Source organism: Actinopolymorpha sp. NPDC004070 (assembly GCF_040610475.1).
Taxonomy (GTDB): domain Bacteria; phylum Actinomycetota; class Actinomycetes; order Propionibacteriales; family Actinopolymorphaceae; genus Actinopolymorpha.
In genome coordinates this window covers 267,245-284,710 of the sequence record NZ_JBEXMJ010000003.1, presented here as the reverse complement: position 1 = coordinate 284,710, position 17,466 = coordinate 267,245, and the positions used below count along the sequence as shown (strand labels likewise).

The window sequence follows — 17,466 nt, the reverse complement described above, 5'->3', positions numbered from 1 at the left end:
AGCCTGGTCATGAGATGGCCACCTTCACCACGCCGGTGAGCGCGAGCTGGACCAACGCCAGCGGCACCAGCAGCTGCCAGCAAAGCCGCTGCAGCTGGTCGGCCCGCAGGCGCGGGTAGGCGACCCGCACCCAGATCACCACGAACGCCACCAGGAACACCTTGACCAGCGTCCACAGCCAGCCGAGCTCCGCGGTGAACGGGCCCTGCCAGCCGCCGAGGAACAGCACCGTGGTGAGGGCCGCGAGCACCACGATCCCGGCGTACTCCGCGAGCAGGAACAACGCGAACCGGATCCCGGTGTACTCGGTGTAGGGGCCGAAGATGATCTCCGCGTCCGCGACCGGAATGTCGAAGGGCGGCCTGGCCAGCTCGGCCAGCCCGGCCACGAAGAACACGAACAGCCCCGGCAGCTGCCACAGCAGCCACCACGGCTCCCAGGCCTCGACGATCCCCGACAGCGACAGTGTGCCGGCGGCCATCGCCACGCTCGCCGCGGCGAGCACGAACGGGAGTTCGTACGCCAGCAGCTGGCCGGCCGAGCGGAACGCGCCGATCAGGCTGTACTTGTTGGCGCTGGCCCAGCCGGCCATCAGCGCCCCGAGAACCCCGATCCCCATCACCGCGAGGACGTAGAAGAGCCCGGTCTCCAGCTCGACGCCCACCACGCCGGGTGCGAGCGGGATGGCCGCGAGCGCGACGAGGTACGGCAGCAGGGCGAGCACGGGCGCGAGCTTGAAGACGGTGCGGTCGGCCCGCGCGGGGACGACGTCCTCCTTCTGCGCGAACTTCACCCCGTCGGCCACGAGCTGTGCCCAGCCGTGGAACCCGCCCGCGTACATCGGACCCAGCCGGCCCTGCATGTGCGCCATCACCTTGTGCTCGGTCTGGCCCACCAGCAGCGGCAGCACGAGGAAGGCGGCGAACACCCCGACGACGCGCAGCGCGACCTCCAGCACCTCACTCATCCTCAGGCCCGCCCCTCCCCGCGTCCGACGGACCGGCGGGCGGCTCGGGCTGTTCGGGATGTTCGGGCCGGCTGGGCTGTTCAGGCTGTTCGGGCTGTTCGGGCTGTTCGCGCGGCTCGGGCTGGGCGGGCTGTTCGGTTCGTGGCGTACGCCGGACGGGGCGTTCGGCGCGCTCGGCGGCACCGGCTCCGCCACCACGCGCGGGGCGTTCGGCGCGCTTGGCCGAACGCGCGGGCCGGGCCGGCTTGGCGGCGGCCAGCGGATCGGGTGCGGGCGAGCCGGGCGGGCGGGGACCCCACGCCTCGGGCGAGGGTACCCCGGGCGGCGCGACCCGGCGCCTGCTCGGCGCCCGGGCCGCGTCGTGCTCGGACTCGCCCGGCTCCTTGGCCCCCGGCCACGGCTTCGCCACCCGGCTGGCCAGCACGAACTCCTTGCGCAGCGGGTGCCCCTCGAACTGGTCCGGCAGCAGCAGCGGCGCGAGGTTGGGGTGCCCGGCGAAGTCGATGTCGAACATCTCGTACGTCTCCCGCTCGTGCCAGCCGGCACCGGCGTACACACCGGTGGCGGTGGGCAGCCGGGCGCCCTCGCGCGGGATCTTCGTCCGTACCAGCAGGTGGTCGACCGCCGAGCCGCTGTCGGCGGTGCCCTCGGCGGTGGCCTCCCCCGCGGTGCGCAGGCGGGCGACGTGGCAGACCACGGTGAAACCCTGCTCGAGCTCGTCCACCGCGGACAGCCAGTCGAAGTACGTGCAGCCCACGGCGTCGCGGACGGCGGTGAGCGCGTCCACCCAGCGGTCGGCGGGTACGTCGAGCGCCGGCGGGCCGAACGCCTTGTCCAGGCCGACCTCGGCGATGTCGAGGCCGAGCGCCTCGGCCAGGGCGGCCCGGGCCTCCTCCGACCAGGTCATTCGCGGTCACCCGGTCGCAGCGGGCGGCGCAGCAGTGAGGCGGCCGAACGCCACCGCCTTCTGGGCCGGCCGGATTCCACCTCAGGTTGCCCGGGCTCGCCGGACTCCGCGGCCCCGGCGTACCGCTCCGGCATCGACTCCGCCGCGATCTTGTCCTGCAGCCGGAGGATCCCCTGCAGCAGCGCCTCCGGGCGCGGCGGGCAGCCGGGCACGTAGACGTCGACCGGGACGATCTGGTCGACGCCCTTGGTGACGCAGTAGGAGTCCCAGTACGGGCCGCCGGAGTTGGAGCAGGACCCGAACGAGATGACGTACTTCGGCTCCGGCATCTGTTCGTACAGACGTTTGATCGCCGGCGCCATCTTGTCGGTGACTGTGCCGGAGACGACCATCAGGTCGGCCTGGCGCGGCCCGGGGGCGAACGGGATGACGCCCAGCCGGATGAAGTCGTGCCGGGACATCGACGAGGCGATGAACTCGATCGCGCAGCAGGCCAGGCCGAAGTTGAACACCCACAGCGAATACCGCCGGCCCCAGTTGAGGACGAACTTCAGCGGCTCCGGCGCCAGCCGGGACAGGGCGCCCAGCTCACCAGGGGCCTCGGGTCCGCCGGAACCGGTCGGCGCGACCTGCGGCAACGGCAGGTCGACCGGGCCCTTCGGGGTCACGTCCACGTCAACACCCCCTTGCGCCAGGCGTACAGCAGCCCGACCGCGATGAACCCGATGAAAACGAACATCTCCACCAGCGTCGCCCAGCCGAACCCGGGCGCGGCGAACACCGTGGCCCAGGGAAACAGGAAGATCGCGTCCACGGCGAAGACGACGTAGAGGTAGGCGTAGACGTAGTAGCGGACGTGGGTCTGGGCCCAGCCCTCCCCCACCGGGTCGACCCCGGACTCGTAGGTGAGGAGCTTCTCCCGCGTCGGGCGGTGCGGCCGCAGCAGCCGGTTGGCACCGAACGCGACCGCGGCGAACGCCACTCCGGCCAGCACGACCAGCAGAACCGTCGTGTAGGTCGCGTAGTAACTCGCGTTACCGGCCATCGCCAGGGCGCTCACGGCACGCCTCCTTCCGCCCGTCCCGCGAGTCTAGGGCCTTGCCACAGTCTCGCCGCGCACCCGACCGCACGGTCCCGCACGACCCGCCGACGCGCTCAGCCCGGGTTGCTCACTCGGCGAGGATCTGCTCGCGCAGGATGTTGGCGTGTCCGCAGTGCTGGGCCAGCTCCCGCAGGACCTGCAGGTAGACCCAGCGAAGTGTGCGCGGTCCGGTCCGGTGACCGGTCACGACGGCGTCCAACGGCAGGTCCGCGACCTTGGCCCGGGCCGAGGCGATGGTGTCCTCCTCGGCGAGCCGGAACGACTCGTCCGGGCCCGGCACCAGGCCGAGCTCCGACCGTGGCGTACCCCCGACGCACTCCTCGAACCACACCCGCTGCATCCAGGTTACGTGCTTGAGCAGGCCGAGCAACGTGGTCGCCGACGAGACGAGGCGGCGGCGGGCCTGTTCCTCGGTGAGGGAGTCAAGTGTCGCCTCGATCGCACCGCGACAGCCCTCGACGGCTGCGTCCAGCTGGGTGCGTTCGTCGTCCAGCGGCACATCGAACCAGCCCATCGGCGTCCTCTGTCCTTCCTGCGGCCCGAGCCGCCCCAAGCAAACAGGCCCTTGTCCCCGGGCCCGTCTAAGGTGATCACGTCCAGGTTGATCACCGCCACGTGACTCCGGACAGCCGTTCCACCCCACGCCTTCCCGGAGCCCGCGCATGCCCTCTGCCCACTGGTCCCACCGTCACCCTGCCCGACGCCGCCCGTCCCGCCGGCTCGCCGTGCTGCTTCCCGCGCTCGCCTGCGCGGTGCTCGCCACCTTCACCGCCTGCGCGCCCGAGGACGGCGCCACCGGCGGCCAGGACGGCGCCACGTCCACGAAGCAGCCGAAGGCCTCCGGGACCGCCTCGCCCACCGCCGGGGGATGCGCGAAGGGCGACCTCGACCTGCACACGCCCGGCACCCTGACCGTGGCCACCGACCAGCCGGCGTACGAGCCGTGGTTCGCCGACGACGATCCCACCAGCGGCAAGGGGTTCGAGTCGGCGGTCGCCTACGCGGTGGCCAGGCAGCTCGGGTTCGCCGCGTCGGAGGTGACCTGGACCCGGGTGCGGTTCAACAACGCCATCCAGCCCGGGCCGAAGGACTTCGACTTCGACATCAACGAGTTCACCATCACCGACCAGCGGAAGAAGGCCGTCGACTTCAGTTCCTCCTACTACGACGCCACCCAGGCCGTGGTGGCGCTGAAGTCGTCCCCGATCGCGAACGCGAAGTCGGTCGCCGGGCTGAAGAGCGCCAAGCTCGGCGCCCAGGTCAACACCACCAGCTACGAGGTGATCAACGCCGTCGTGCAGCCCAGCAAGCAGGCCCAGGTGTTCCGCAGCAACGACGACGCCCGCCAGGCGCTGTCCAACGGCTCCATCGACGGGCTGGTCGTCGACCTGCCCACCGCGTTCTACATGACCGCCGCCCAGCTCAAGGGCGCCACGATCGTGGGCCAACTGGAGCAGAAGTCCGGTACGCCGGAGCAGTTCGGCCTGGTCCTGGACAAGGGCTCGCCGCTGACCGCCTGCGTCACCCGCGCCGTGGACGCACTGCGGGCCGACGGCACGCTGGACGACCTGGCGAAGACCTGGCTGGCCGACGTCGCCGGCGCACCGGTCCTGAACTGACGTACGCCCATGTCCTCCGCCACCTCCTCCGGCCGCGTGCCTGGCACCGGCCCGGATCCCCGCCGCGACGCCGGCCACACCGGCCACGTCCAGAGCCCTTTGCAGGTCCAGCGCGACCGCTACCGCTCCCGGCAGACCGTCCGGTCGGTACTGGTCGCCGCCGTCTCCACCGCGGTGCTCGGCGTGGTCCTCTACGTCGCCCTCACCGGCGCACCCGGCTGGGAGCGGGTCCGGGAGTCGTTCCTCGACCCGCAGGTGGCCCGGCAGGCGCTGCCGCACATCCTGTCCGGGCTGTGGCTCAACCTCCGGCTCCTGCTGGCCTGCGCGGCGTGCTCGCTGCTGCTGGGGTTGCTGATCGCGTTCCTGCGCACACTCCGCGGCCCGGTGGCCTTCCCGATCCGGGCACTGTCGACGGGCTACACCTACGCCTTCCGCGGCGTACCCCTCATCATCGTCATCTACGTCATGGCGCTCGGCGTCCCCGGCCTGCGACTGCACGGCACGCCCGGCGTCATCGTGCTCGGTGCGGCCGCCATCATCCTCACCTACAGCGCCTACCTCGCCGAGGTGTTCCGCGCGGGCATCGAGTCGGTGCACCCGAGCCAGCGGGCGGCCGCGCGTTCGCTCGGGCTGAGCTACCGGCAGACGATGCGGTACGTCGTACTCCCGCAGGCCGTGCGCCGGGTCAGCCCGCCCCTGCTGAACGACCTGGTGGCGATGCAGAAGGACGTCGGCCTGATCTCGCTGGCCGGGCCGATCGACGCGGTGCGCGCGGCGGAGATCTCCGTGGGCACGACGTACAACTTCACGCCGTATGTCGTGGCCGGTGCGTTGTTCGTCGCGCTGGCCATCCCGCTGGTCGCCGTCACCGACGCGGTGACCGTACGCGCCGCCCGACGGCAGTCCGCGGAGGGATCGGCATGAGCGCTGTGCTGGAGTGCCGCGACGTGTGGAAGGTGTTCGGCCGCCGGTCGGCCACCGTGGAGGTGCTGCGCGGCATCGACCTCACCGTCGCCGAGCACGAGGTCGTCGTCCTCATCGGCGCGTCCGGCTCGGGCAAGTCGACCCTGCTGCGCTGCGTCAACCTGCTCGAACGCGTCAGCGACGGGACGATCCACCTCGACGGCACCGACATCACCGACCCGCGCGTGGACGCCGACGCCTACCGGCAGCAGATCGGGATGGTGTTCCAGTCGTACAACCTGTTCCCGCATCTGACCGTGCTGGACAACGTGACCCTGGCGCCCCGCCGGGTGCACCGACGGTCGAAGGAGGACGCCGAGCAGGCTGCACTCGACCTCCTCGCCCGGGTGGGGCTGGCCGACAAGGCCCGCGAGTACCCCGACCGGCTGTCCGGCGGGCAACAGCAGCGTGCCGCGATCGTGCGCGCCCTGGTCAACTCGCCGCGGCTGATGCTGTTCGACGAGGTGACGTCCGCCCTCGACCCCGAACTCGTCGGCGAGGTGCTCGCACTGGTCGCCGACCTGTGCCGGGACGGGATGACGATGGTGATCGCCACCCACGAGATGGGCTTCGCCCGCCGGGTCGCGGACCGGGTGTGCTTCCTCGACCGCGGCGTCATCGCCGAGCAGGGACCGCCCGAGCAGGTGCTCGACGACCCGGTGGAGCCGCGCACCCGGCAGTTCCTGCACCGCCTGGTCGACGCCGACCAGACCTGACGCGCGGCCACACCGGCGGCGTCCCCGCGCCCTCCCGAAGCGCGCGGGGCCCGACGTCAGCGTGCGGGCACACCCTCTCTCACCTGGTCCAGCGCCTGGGCGAGCCGGGCCACCCCCTCCGCGACGTCGCTCGCCGGCACCGGCGCGAACGACAGGCGCAGGCTCGAGGATCCGCCCTCGAGCATGAAGTCGGGACCCGCCACGAACGTGACGCCCAGCATCCGGGCCTGGGCGAGCAACGCCTTGGAGTCGACCTTGCCTTCGCCGTTGAGGTCGAGCCAGAGGAAGTAGCCACCTGCCGGGACGACGAACTCCGCCTCGGGGATGTACTTGTGCAGAGCCTCCACCAGCGCGTCCCTGCGCTCGCGAAGCGCGGCGTTCACCACCTTGAGGTTCTCGTCGAGGCCACCCGACCGGCAGAACTCGAAGACGATCGACTCCGCCAGCATGTTCGGCGAGATGTACTGCTCGTTCGCCCTCTTCGCGAACGTCGCGATCTGGTCGGCCGGACCGACGAGGTAGCCGACCCGCACGCCCGGGCTGATCGACTTCGAGAACGAGGAGGCGTGGATCACCCGGTCCGCGCCGTCCAGGTCGAGCATCGTCGGCGCCTGCGCGTCGTCGAAGGAGATCAGCCGGTACGGGTCGTCCTCGAAGAGTATGAAGCCGTTGTCGGCCGCGAGCTTCACCAGCCTGGAGCGCTTCTCCGCCGAGAGCGTGCAGCCGGCGGGGTTGTGGAAGTTCGGGATCACGTGGGCCAGCCGGACCCCGCCCTCGGCGCAGGCGGCCTCGATCGTGGCCGGGTCGATGCCGTCGGACTCCAGCGGCGCGCCCACGAGTTCGGCGCCGGCCTGCTGGAGCAGGAGCAGCGTGCGGTCGTAGGTGGGCTGCTCGACCACGACGCGATCGCCGGCGGAGACGAGATGGCGGAAGAGGAGCGCCGCCCCTTCCATCGAGCCGTTGGTGATCATCACCTGCTCGGGCTGGACGCCGTGTCGCTCGGCGATCCACTCGCACAGTCCTGGGTGCCCCCGGCCTGTTCCGTAGCTGAGCGCGTTCTCCCAGTCCGACTCCAGGGCCCGCGTGGCCGCCTCGCGTACGCCCTCGTGCGGGAGGATGTCGGCGCTCGGCGCGCCGCGAGCAAAGCTGATCGTCCGTTCGGCCATTGGCGTGACACCTCGCTGTCGATGATTCGAGTTGACGGTCCAGTGTCGACTCTCGACGGCGTACGAGGAAAGTCCTTAACGCGGATCTTGCCGAGTGTGAGGTAGCGGCACACAATGCCCCGCAGTACTCGACCGATCATCGAGCAGGCCGACGAACTCGCCCGGCAATTCGAGGACTTCGAGCCTGACGCTGCCGGCCGCGAACACGCGGAGGCGTTGGCGTTGTTGCGGCGAAGCGCCCGCCCATAAGCGACGCGAGGCCCGTTCTCAGCCGGCCGATGTCGCTGCGCTGTGGTGACCGAGCATCGTCACGGTGCCGGTCGCGAACTCCAGCTGGTACCACCCACCGCGGCCGACGACTTCGGGCAACGGTCTGTCGTACATCCCGGCGACAAAGGACAGGAAAGCCGGGATGACGTCTCCGTGGGAACTCGCGACCACTCTCCCGCCAGGATGGTCGCGGGCCATCAGAGCAAGGGCCCGTACGACCCGTCCGGCCGACCACGCACCACCGATCGCCATTCCGACCGGCGTGTAGATCCCCTCGGTCCACCCGCTCGGTTCCCCGAACCCCGCCGCCTCGTCGAGTTCGGACAGTTCGGTGACCGCCAGCCCGGCCGCGTCGGCCAACGGCTGCACCGTCTGCCGGCACCTCAGCGCCGGGCTGCTGTAAACCGCGTCGACGCGTGTACCGAGGGCTTTGACCAGGGCACCGGCCTGCGCATGGCCTTCCTCGTTGAGCGGACGGACCCGATGCTCAGCGGTCCAGCCCTGCCGGCGCACCGACGAACAGTGCGGCACGAGCTCCAGCATGAAACCGTCGAGCGTGGGAACCATGCCGTGGATCGTACGACGGCCCGCGTACCGTCCACGACCACCGCAAGCGCGGGTTGCGCGGACGGTGATGCCGGTCCCGGCCGGAGCGTTGCCGGGACCGGCGGGTGCCTTATCGGGCTGGGCGCGCCTCGAAGGCGAGGCACCCCGCGGCGACGCTGCGCACGTGCACGAGCGCCACCTCGGGCCGGCCCAGCAGTTCGGCCAGCGTCTCCTCGTAGGAGTCACCGGGCGAGACGAACGTGATGTGGTCGTAGGCCCGGTTACCTGCTGAATCGAAGGTGTTGAACATGCACTTGCCGCGCGCCATGTTCTCCGGATAGCGATCCGGCGTCAGGTAGCCCGCGCACCGCTCGGCGTGCACGAACACCGGACCGGCCTCCATCCACGGGCTCGGCTCGGTCCACGGCGTGTAGCAGATCAGGGCGATCGCCTCACCCGGCTCGGACTTGCGCAGGCAGCACCGCAGCGGCTCCCAGCCCTCCGCGGGAAATGCCTTCCAGTCGTTGCCGAACTCGTCCTCGCCCTTCCCGCGCATCGCGCCCAGCCGCTCGGGGTCGATCGGAACGATCTCGAATGTGCTCATGCGGGCAATCGTGTCCCGGCACGGCCGCCGTCACCGGCGGGATTCGGACGTCGCGTACGGCGGTGCGGTGCGCAAGCCCGGCTTGCCCCGCGCCACGTCAACCAGCGCTTGCGCGCCGCCCGTCCCGCGTAGGCCTATCTCACGTAGATCTGGCTGAAGTCCGGCATGCCGCCCACCGAGTCGATGATGACGTTGCCCACCCGGGAGCCGTGCAGCACCGTCGTACCGCCCTCGCCGAGCGGAACCGCCGGGAGGTACTTCTCCATGATCGTCTTGTCCAGCCGGCCCCACTCGTTCAGCGCCTTCTGCGCCGGCAGGTCGCTGATCCGGTCGATCTCGTCGTTGACCGCGCTCACGTTGAGGAACGACGGAACCGGCGCACCCGGCAGGTCGGCCTTCTTGCCGTCCAGGATCGCCGGAAGCACCGAGTCTCCGCTGGCCCAGTCCATGCACCAGCTGCCCTGGCGCAGGTTGGCCGGACGGATCGAGTCGTCGGACAGGTCGCGCGACAGAGACGACGGCGCCGGCATCGCCTTGACGGTGAAGCCCGCCCCGGTAAGCGCCTTCTTCCGTACGGCGGCGATCCTGGACTCCAGCTCGTCGTCGGAGGAGTAGTAGAACGACAGCTCGAAGCCGAGCTGGCCCGCGTCGGTGAGCATCTTCTTCGCGGCCGCGGGGTCGCCGTTGCCCTCGCCCTTGTTGCCGATCACGTCGTAGTCCTGCCAGCCCGGGGTGGCCGACGGCATGATCGTCGTGGCGGGCCGCCAGGTCAGCCCGGGAATCTCGCCGCCGGCGCGGTTCTCCCCGGCCAGCGGCCACGCCTTGGCCACCGCCCGGCGTACCTCCAGCGGGATCTTCCGGGTGTCCATCCACATGTAGTTGCTGCACGGGCTGGGCCCGGTCACCAGTCGCTTGCGGGCGCCCGTGCCGCGGATCTCGTCGTAGTTGGACGCCAGGATGTCGGCATACGTCAGCGCGGTCTGGTCCTCGCCCTTGTCGGCGATGACCCGCCGCTGCACCTCGTTGGTGTCCAGTCCGAACTCGAACACCATCTGGTCGACGTACTGGTGGCGGTTCGGGTCGGTCTTCGGGTCCCATTCGGGATTCTTCACCAGCACGAGCTTCTTGCCCGGGTCGTAGCTGCCGAACTTGTAGGGCCCGGTGGCCAGCGGGTGGTTGCCGTAGGCGTCGCGGGTGTCCTTGGACGCAGGGATCGGCGCGAACGTCGGCAGCGAGGTGTAGTAGCGCATCGACGGAAAGGGCTTTCGCATCTTCACGACGACGGTCTTCTCGTCGGGGGTGTCCACCCCTTCGAAGTCGTCACCGCTCTTGTACGGGCCCTTGTAGGAGTCGCCGCCGAGGTAGTAGTCCAGGCCGTACGTCGGACCGCCGGACAGCTCGTCCTGCGCGAGCTGGCGTTTGATCGCGTACGCCACGTCGGCCGCCTTCACCGGCGAGCCGTCCTCGTACTTCACCCCGTCCCGCAGGGTGAACTCCCACCGGGTGAAGTCGGCGTTCGGCCGGCCGAGGTCGGTGGCGAGGTCGGGCACCAGCACCGGCTTGCCCTTGACGTACCGCGTCTGGGTGAGGCCACGGGTGACCATCCGCATGATGGCGAGCGTGTCCAGGTGATAGACCCGGGTCGGGTCGAACGTGTGCGGCGTCGCGGAGGACAGCACGTGCAGCGTCCCGCCGCTGCGCGCGTCCGGCACCGCCGGTGCGGGCGCCTTCGCCTTCTCGTCCTGCGCCTCGTCGTAGGTCGACACGCGCCGGGGTTTCGAGGACTCCTCGTCGGAGGATCCGCCGGGCAGCAGGCTGCACGCGGTCATCGCCGACGTCATCGCCATCGCGGCGACCGTGACCGCGCACGCCGTAAGATGACGTCGCGGACCGAATCCGGACATGGGTCGACGTGCGGCTCGGATGGGTCGTCGCATCGAGGGGTCCTCCCTGTCGCTGCCCGGGCGTGGGCCGCCGCGAACACCCGAGGTTGCCGATCCGGCACCCTTCCCGAACACCGAGAGTTACAGTCGATGCGCGCACTGCAAGGGTGTTCCACAGTGCGGTCGCCCCCACGGCACACCACGGCCCGGACGTAGCATAGAAGTACCAAATGGGATTGCGCCGCACAGGACGGCGGAGAACATTCCTGCGCGGGCGTCGAGGAGGTCGTTCACCCAGTGACCAAACAGGTCCTGCAGGTCGACCGTGTCATCATCCGATTTGCCGGTGACTCCGGAGATGGGATGCAGCTGGCCGGTGACCGGTTCACCCAGGAAACCGCGTCGTTCGGAAACGATCTTTCGACGCTCCCCAACTTCCCGGCCGAAATCCGGGCACCTGCCGGCACCCTGCCGGGAGTCTCGTCCTTCCAGATCCACTTCGCCGACCACGACATCCTGACCCCGGGCGACGCCCCGGACGTCCTGGTGGCGATGAACCCCGCGGCCCTCAAGGCAAACTTGCCGGAGCTGCCGCGCGGGGCCACGCTGATCGTCGACTCCGACGAGTTCACCAAGCGCAACCTCGCCCGGGTGGGCTACGACGCCAACCCGCTCGAGGACGGCTCACTGGACGCGTACCAAACGCACTCCTTCCCGCTGACCAGCGCGACCGCCGAGGCGGTCAAGGAGTTCGGGCTGACCCGCAAGGACGCGTCGCGGTCGAAGAACATGTACGCCCTGGGCCTGGTGTCCTGGCTCTACAACCGCCCGACCGAGTCGACCCTGTCGTTCCTGCATGCGAAGTTCGCCCGCAATCCCGCTGTCCGGGACGCGAACGTCGCGGCGTTCCGCGCGGGGTGGAACTTCGGCGAGACCGCGGAGGCGTTCGCCGTCTCCTACCAGGTCAAGCCGGCGGAGATGAAGTCCGGCCAGTACCGCAACATCTCCGGCAACCTCGCCCTGGCGTACGGCCTGATCGCCGGCGCCCGGCGGGCCGACCTGCCGATGTTCCTCGGCTCCTACCCGATCACCCCGGCCAGCGACGTCCTGCACGAGCTGAGCAAGCACAAGCGGTTCGGCGTCACGACGTTCCAGGCCGAGGACGAGATCGCCGGGGTGACCGCGGCCCTCGGTGCGGCGTTCGGCGGCTCCCTCGGCGTCACCACGACGTCCGGGCCGGGCATGGCGCTGAAGGCGGAGACCATCGGCCTCGCGGTGGCGCTGGAGCTGCCGCTGGTCGTGTGCGACATCCAGCGCGCCGGCCCGTCCACCGGCATGCCCACCAAGACCGAGCAGGCCGACCTGCTGCAGTCGATGTACGGCCGCAACGGCGAGGCGCCGCTGCCGATCGTGGCACCTCAGTCGCCGGCGGACTGCTTCGACGCCGCGATCGAGGCCGTCCGGATCGCGGTCACCTACCGCACGCCGGTGATCCTGCTGTCCGACGGCTACCTCGCCAACGGCTCCGAGCCGTGGCGGATCCCGAAGACCGCGGAGCTGCCGGAGATCCGGGTCGACTTCGCCACCGAGCCCAATCACCAGACCGAGAACGGCGACAGCACGTTCTGGCCGTACAAGCGTGATCCGGAGACCCTCGCCCGTCCCTGGGCGGTGCCCGGCACGCCCGGCCTCGAACACCGCGTCGGCGGACTGGAGAAGGCCGACGGCCACGGCAACATCTCCTACGACGCGGCCAACCACGAGCTGATGGTGCGCACCAGGCAGGCCAAGGTGGACGCCGTGGCCCGCTCGATCGCGCCGCTGGAGGTGGACGACCCCACCTCCGACGCGCGGATCCTGGTGCTCGGCTGGGGTTCGACGTACGGCCCGATCGGTGCCGCCTGCCGGGCGGTGCGCGAGCACGGCATCCCGGTCGCCCAGGCGCACCTGCGCCACCTGAACCCCTTCCCGCCCGACCTCGGTGAGGTCCTGCGCAGCTACGACCGCGTGCTGGTCCCGGAGATGAACCTCGGCCAGCTGTCCATGCTGCTGCGCGCCCGCTACCTCGTCGACGTCGTGAGCTACAACCGCGTGCGCGGCCTGCCGTTCAGCGCGAGCGAGCTCACCGGCGCCATCACCGAACTCGCGGGATCGCTCGACCTCGAGCACACGGAGGAGTCCCCCCGATGAGCGCAACCGAACTACCCGTTCCCGGTCTGCGCGGCGTCACCACCACCGACCTGCCGCAGAACCGCAAGGACTTCACCTCCGACCAGGAGGTGCGCTGGTGCCCCGGCTGCGGCGACTACGCCATCCTCGCCGCGGTACAGGGCTTCCTGCCCGAGCTGAACGTCCCCCGCGAGAACATCGTGTTCGTCTCCGGGATCGGCTGCTCCAGCAGGTTCCCGTACTACCTGAACACCTACGGCATGCACAGCATCCACGGTAGGGCGCCGGCAATCGCCACCGGTCTGGCGACGTCGCGGCCCGACCTGTCGGTGTGGGTGATCACCGGTGACGGCGACGGCCTGTCCATCGGCGGCAACCACCTGATCCACGCGCTGCGCCGCAACGTCAACCTCAACATCCTGCTGTTCAACAACCGCATCTACGGCCTCACCAAGGGGCAGTACTCCCCCACGTCCGAACGCGGCAAGATCACCAAGTCGACGCCGATGGGCTCGCTGGACTCGCCGTTCAACCCCGTCTCGCTGGCGCTCGGCGCCGAGGCGACGTTCGTGGGGCGGACGCTGGACACCGACCGCAAGCACCTCACCTCGGTGCTGCGCGCGGCCGTCGCCCACCGGGGCACGTCGCTGGTGGAGATCTACCAGAACTGCAACATCTACAACGACGGCGCGTTCGACCTGCTCAAGGACAAGGACACCCAGGACGAGTCGGTGATCCGGCTCGAGCACGGGCAGCCGATCAGGTTCGGCGCCGGTGGCGAGCTCGGGGTGGTACGCGACCCGGCGTCCGGGGCGCTCAAGGTGGTGCCGGTCGCCGAGGTCGGCACCGACGCGCTCCTCGTGCACGACGCGCACGCCGACGACCCGACGACCGCGTTCGCGCTGTCCCGGCTGTCCGACGCGCAGACGTTGGCGCGTACGCCGATCGGCATCTTCCGCGACGTGGACCGGCCGTCGTACGACGACCTCGCCCGCGAGCAGCTCCGGCTGGCCCGTGACCAGCACGGCACGCCCACCGACACCGGCTCCGAGGTCGGCAACGCAGACCTCGACCAGCTCCTGCGCGGGTCCGACACCTGGACCGTCGGCGCGGACGCGTGAGTACGGGCCTGTCGGAGGAGTCCGCAGGCGCGCCCTCCCACCGCACCGCGTCACCCACGTCACCCGCACCGGCCCCCGTCGACGAGAACCGCCGGGGGCTGGTCTTCGGGGCGGCCGCCTACGCCGCGTGGGGACTCTTCCCGCTCTACTGGCCGCTGCTGCAACCCGCCGGGTCGCTGGAGATCCTCGCCCACCGGATGGTGTGGTCGCTGCTGTTCGCGGTCGTCGTCCTGCTCGTCCGGCCCCGCAAGGGCTGGTGGACGCGGCTGCGGCAGACCCCGGCCACCATCGGCTACCTCGCCGTCGCCGGCCTGGTCATCACGGTCAACTGGGGCACCTACATCTGGGCGGTCAACCACGACCACGTGGTGGAGACCGCGCTCGGCTACTACATCAACCCGCTGGTGATCGTGCTGGTCGGCGTGGCGCTGCTCGGCGAACGCCTCAACCGCGTGCAGTGGACGGCGATCGGCCTGGCCGGCGTGGCGGTGGTCATCCTCACGGTGTCGCACGGGCGGCCGCCCTGGGTGGCGTTCATCCTGGCGCTGAGCTTCACGACGTACGCCTACTGCAAGAAGAAGGCGAACGTCGCCGCCATCGAGAGCCTGATGGTGGAGACCTCGGTGGTGACCCCGCTCGCCCTCGGCTACCTGCTCTGGCTCCAGGTGCAGGGGACGGCGGCGTTCGGGCACCACGGCGCCGGGCAGGCGGTGCTGCTCGCCGGAGCCGGAGTGGTGACGGCGATCCCGCTGCTGCTGTTCGCCGGCGCGGCCACCCGGGTGCCGATGACGCTGCTCGGCATCCTGCAGTACCTCGCGCCGACGCTGCAGTTCCTGCTCGGCGTGCTCGTGTTCCACGAGCCGATGCCGCCGGACCGGCTGGTGGGCTTCGGTTTCGTATGGTTGGCGGTGATCGTGTTCACCTGGGACGGGCTGCGCGGGCGGCGTCGTACGGCCGTCGAGAGGGCCGAACGCGCCGCGGTTCCGGTGCCGGTCACCGAGCCGGACTGAGCTCAAGTCAGTCCGACCGATCGAGAAAGCCGTGACGAGGGGACCGGAATGACGGACGGGAAGGCGGCGGGGATGCCCGCCGGGACGAGCACCGGAGCGAGCACAGCCGACGGTGTCGTACGGGCGGTCAGCAGCAGCGGGAAGCACACCTTCAGCAAGCCGGGCCGCGACCGCATCCGGCTGCTCGCCGGGCTGGGCGTGGAGGGCGACGCGCACCTGGGCACGACCGTGAAGCACTGCTCCCGGGTGGCCCGCGACCCCAGCCAGCCGAACCTCCGCCAGGTCCACCTCATCCACGCCGAGCTCCTCGCCGAGGTCAACCAGGAGGGGTACGACGTGGCGCCCGGCCAGCTCGGGGAGAACGTCACCACCGAGGGCATCGACCTGCTCGGCCTACCGACCGGGACGGTCCTCCGGCTGGGCGAGGAGGCGGAGGTCGAGGTGACCGGACTGCGCAACCCCTGCACCCAGATCGAGAACTTCCGCACCGGCCTGCTCGCCCGGGTGGTCGGCCGGGCCGAGGACGGGTCGATCGTCCGCCGGGCCGGCATCATGGGCATCGTGCGGACCGGCGGCGAGGTGGCGCCGGGCGACCCGATCGTGGTCACCCTTCCGCCGCCACCCCACCGCCCGCTGGAACGCGTCTGACCCGGCGCTGACCCGCCGCCCCCCTGAGCCCGAGGTGGCGGGGGGTCGCGGCCCGGGCAGGCGTCGGCCCGGTCCGGCTCATCTCGGCTGCCCGATCGGCCGGACGACGACCGTGTTGACATCGACGCCCGCCGGTTGGCCGACTGCCCACGCGATGGACTCGGCCACGTGGTCGGCAGTCAGCATCGGCCCTTCCGGCGCTGCGCCGTACCGATCCCAGAACGGCGTCTCCACCCGGCCTGGCGCGATCAGCGTCACGCCGATCCCGTCGCCGGTCACCATCCGTCTGGTGTTCTCCGCGAGTCCGGTGACCGCCCACTTGGTCGCGCCGTAGAGGCTGCCCGGGATGTGGATGAACCCCGCCACGCTGCCGACCAGCACGATCCGCCCGCGGGTCTCGCGCAGCGCGGGCAGGCCGGCCCGGACGAGCAGTGCAGGCCCCAGCACGTTGGTCAGGACCATGTCCCGCCACGCCGCCGGGTCACCGTCGGCCAGGCTTCCTCCGGGGGAGAAGCCCGCGTTCGCGACCGCGGTGTCCAGCCGTCCGAACGCCGAGACGGTCTCCCGGACCGCCCCGGCCACCTGGTCGTAGTCGCTCGCGTCCGCGACGAACGTACGGAGGCCGGCCGGTCGTCCGAGGGACTCCGCGGCCCGCTCCAGGCGGGCATGGTCCCGGCCGGTCACCGCGACCCGGTGGCCGCGGGCCAACAACAGACGGGCGGCCGCGGCGCCGATGCCGCTGGAACCGCCGGTGATCAAAGTCACAGGAGAGTCGGTCATGGCGCCGACCGTACGATGTGCAGCCGACTCCAGGTCAACTTTCCTGCCGGGCTCAAGGACAGATTCCCCGGCCCGGCCCGTCATCACCCACAAGGTGCGGGTGTACGAGGAGCACCTCGGTGCGGGGACCGCCGGCTCGCTGTGGACGTCTGCCCCCGCCGACGGATGAGCAGGCCCCGGCCCAGGGGCGTCACGTGCCGGGCTTGCGCATGTCCTCCAGGGTGAGCCCCGCCGGGAGGTCGCCGCTGCGGGCGCGTTCGGCCATCCGCCGCATGGTGTCCCCGTCGTTCAGGTGCGGGTAACCCGAGTCCGGTTCGGGCACGCCGAGGAAGTCGCACAGCGGCTCCCACCCGTCGCGGGCCTCGTGCACGAGCAGCCGGTCGGCGGGAACGGTCTCGCGTACCGTCGCGACGTGGCGTTCGAACACCGCCACCGCGTGGTCCTCGGCCGGCATCTCCTCCCCCATCTCCTCACCGAACGTCCCGGCCCACAGGCGCCCGAGGACCGGTCCGATCGGGTTCACCTGGGCCAGCCCGGCCGCCTCGGCCCGCGCGCCCTCACGGGCGAAGGTGAAGATCGTGTCGCGCACACTGGCGTACCACCGGTGCGGGTCGCGCACCGTCAACAGGACCTTGGCATCCGGGAACGCGGCCATCAGCTCCCGCCAGTAGTACGCGCTCGGCCAGTCCACCGACGACTGGTAGCCCTCCATCGCCCAGCCCCAGTCGACGGAGCCCTCGTTCTCGATGACCTGCCGCCACTTCCGGACCTGCTCCGGATGCTGGATCACCTCGAACATGTGGTGGCAGGGGCCGAAGCCCAACTGCTCCAGCGCGGCCTTCATCGACGTCGTGCCGGTCCGTGGAAACCCCGCACCGATGACCTTCATCGCCCACCTTCCCCGTACGTCGGCGTTGCCTGCTTCGCGACTGCTTCGCGATCGCTTCCGTCCGGACAACGAGATCAACTCGGGCCGGGTGCCCACCCAAAGGGAT

At 70.7% G+C, this 17,466-nt stretch carries 17 protein-coding genes and 1 pseudogene; 7 read left to right on the top strand and 11 right to left on the bottom strand.

All coding sequences use genetic code 11. The features are described from left to right. Positions 1-7 precede the first annotated feature (7 nt). The 5 genes and pseudogenes from nuoH to ABZV93_RS07845 form a co-directional block, all read right to left on the bottom strand. Positions 8-967 (bottom strand): NADH-quinone oxidoreductase subunit NuoH, encoded by a 960-nt coding sequence (gene nuoH / locus ABZV93_RS07865; protein WP_354932172.1) that lies wholly within the window; start codon positions 965-967, stop codon positions 8-10. A 424-nt stretch (positions 968-1,391) separates the two neighbouring features. After that, a pseudogene (locus tag ABZV93_RS07860) lies at positions 1,392-1,874 on the bottom strand (NADH-quinone oxidoreductase subunit C); the annotation flags it as partial. Next, positions 1,871-2,452, bottom strand: coding sequence for an NADH-quinone oxidoreductase subunit B family protein (locus ABZV93_RS07855; RefSeq protein ID WP_354932577.1), 582 nt, complete (start codon positions 2,450-2,452; stop codon positions 1,871-1,873). The gene ABZV93_RS07855 and the pseudogene ABZV93_RS07860, both read right to left, overlap by 4 nt. A gap of 86 nt (positions 2,453-2,538) precedes the next feature. Continuing rightward, complete coding sequence (locus ABZV93_RS07850) at positions 2,539-2,934, bottom strand: NADH-quinone oxidoreductase subunit A (protein ID WP_354932169.1); 396 nt, start codon at positions 2,932-2,934, stop codon at positions 2,539-2,541. Between the two features lie 109 nt (positions 2,935-3,043). Then, positions 3,044-3,490: a DinB family protein gene (locus tag ABZV93_RS07845; protein WP_354932166.1), complete on the bottom strand. Its 447-nt coding sequence runs from the start codon at positions 3,488-3,490 to the stop codon at positions 3,044-3,046. Between the two features lie 148 nt (positions 3,491-3,638). Between ABZV93_RS07845 and ABZV93_RS07840 the strand changes: the two genes are divergently transcribed. From ABZV93_RS07840 to ABZV93_RS07830, 3 genes are read left to right on the top strand one after another with little or no spacing between them, the layout of a single operon-like run. Next, positions 3,639-4,595 carry an ABC transporter substrate-binding protein gene (locus tag ABZV93_RS07840; protein WP_354932163.1) on the top strand — a complete coding sequence of 319 codons (957 nt, stop codon included), beginning with the start codon at positions 3,639-3,641 and terminating at the stop codon, positions 4,593-4,595. 9 nt (positions 4,596-4,604) lie between these two features. Further along, positions 4,605-5,519 (top strand): amino acid ABC transporter permease, encoded by a 915-nt coding sequence (locus ABZV93_RS07835; RefSeq protein ID WP_354932160.1) that lies wholly within the window; start codon positions 4,605-4,607, stop codon positions 5,517-5,519. Further along, the gene (locus ABZV93_RS07830; RefSeq protein ID WP_354932157.1) at positions 5,516-6,274 is read left to right on the top strand and encodes an amino acid ABC transporter ATP-binding protein; all 759 of its coding nucleotides are present in this window, start codon (positions 5,516-5,518) and stop codon (positions 6,272-6,274) included. Before ABZV93_RS07835 ends, ABZV93_RS07830 begins: the two co-directional genes overlap by 4 nt. A 56-nt stretch (positions 6,275-6,330) precedes the next feature. Here the strand turns inward: ABZV93_RS07830 and ABZV93_RS07825 are convergent, their stop codons facing one another. The 4 genes from ABZV93_RS07825 to ABZV93_RS07810 form a co-directional block, all read right to left on the bottom strand. Beyond that, the gene (locus ABZV93_RS07825; protein ID WP_354932154.1) at positions 6,331-7,440 is read right to left on the bottom strand and encodes a PLP-dependent aminotransferase family protein; all 1,110 of its coding nucleotides are present in this window, start codon (positions 7,438-7,440) and stop codon (positions 6,331-6,333) included. Positions 7,441-7,707: 267 nt separating this feature from the next. After that, a complete protein-coding gene (locus ABZV93_RS07820; RefSeq protein WP_354932151.1) occupies positions 7,708-8,277 on the bottom strand; it encodes a histidine phosphatase family protein in 570 nt (189 codons plus the stop codon). A gap of 109 nt (positions 8,278-8,386) precedes the next feature. Next, entirely contained in the window at positions 8,387-8,860 is a 474-nt protein-coding gene (locus tag ABZV93_RS07815) for a DUF1203 domain-containing protein (protein ID WP_354932148.1), read from the bottom strand. A gap of 134 nt (positions 8,861-8,994) precedes the next feature. Continuing rightward, positions 8,995-10,707, bottom strand: a complete 1,713-nt coding sequence (locus tag ABZV93_RS07810) for an ABC transporter substrate-binding protein (RefSeq protein WP_354932145.1) — start codon at positions 10,705-10,707, stop codon at positions 8,995-8,997. Between the two features lie 333 nt (positions 10,708-11,040). Here ABZV93_RS07810 and ABZV93_RS07805 point away from each other — a divergent pair, with 333 nt between their 5' ends. The 4 genes from ABZV93_RS07805 to ABZV93_RS07790 are packed head-to-tail and all read left to right on the top strand — an operon-like array spanning position 11,041 to position 15,691. Further along, complete coding sequence (locus ABZV93_RS07805) at positions 11,041-12,933, top strand: 2-oxoacid:acceptor oxidoreductase subunit alpha (protein ID WP_354932142.1); 1,893 nt, start codon at positions 11,041-11,043, stop codon at positions 12,931-12,933. Then, the gene (locus ABZV93_RS07800) at positions 12,930-14,033 is read left to right on the top strand and encodes a 2-oxoacid:ferredoxin oxidoreductase subunit beta (RefSeq protein ID WP_354932139.1); all 1,104 of its coding nucleotides are present in this window, start codon (positions 12,930-12,932) and stop codon (positions 14,031-14,033) included. The genes ABZV93_RS07805 and ABZV93_RS07800 overlap by 4 nt, the downstream gene beginning before the upstream one ends. Next, positions 14,030-15,043 carry an EamA family transporter RarD gene (rarD, locus tag ABZV93_RS07795; RefSeq protein ID WP_354932137.1) on the top strand — a complete coding sequence of 338 codons (1,014 nt, stop codon included), beginning with the start codon at positions 14,030-14,032 and terminating at the stop codon, positions 15,041-15,043. Before ABZV93_RS07800 ends, rarD begins: the two co-directional genes overlap by 4 nt. Positions 15,044-15,091: 48 nt before the next feature. Beyond that, complete coding sequence (locus tag ABZV93_RS07790; RefSeq protein ID WP_354932134.1) at positions 15,092-15,691, top strand: MOSC domain-containing protein; 600 nt, start codon at positions 15,092-15,094, stop codon at positions 15,689-15,691. A 78-nt stretch (positions 15,692-15,769) separates the two neighbouring features. Here the strand turns inward: ABZV93_RS07790 and ABZV93_RS07785 are convergent, their stop codons facing one another. Together ABZV93_RS07785 and ABZV93_RS07780 are read right to left on the bottom strand one after the other, a co-directional pair. Further along, the gene (locus ABZV93_RS07785) at positions 15,770-16,471 is read right to left on the bottom strand and encodes an SDR family oxidoreductase (protein ID WP_354932131.1); all 702 of its coding nucleotides are present in this window, start codon (positions 16,469-16,471) and stop codon (positions 15,770-15,772) included. Between the two features lie 190 nt (positions 16,472-16,661). Beyond that, entirely contained in the window at positions 16,662-17,360 is a 699-nt protein-coding gene (locus tag ABZV93_RS07780; protein ID WP_354932128.1) for a sulfotransferase family protein, read from the bottom strand. Positions 17,361-17,466 lie beyond the last annotated feature (106 nt).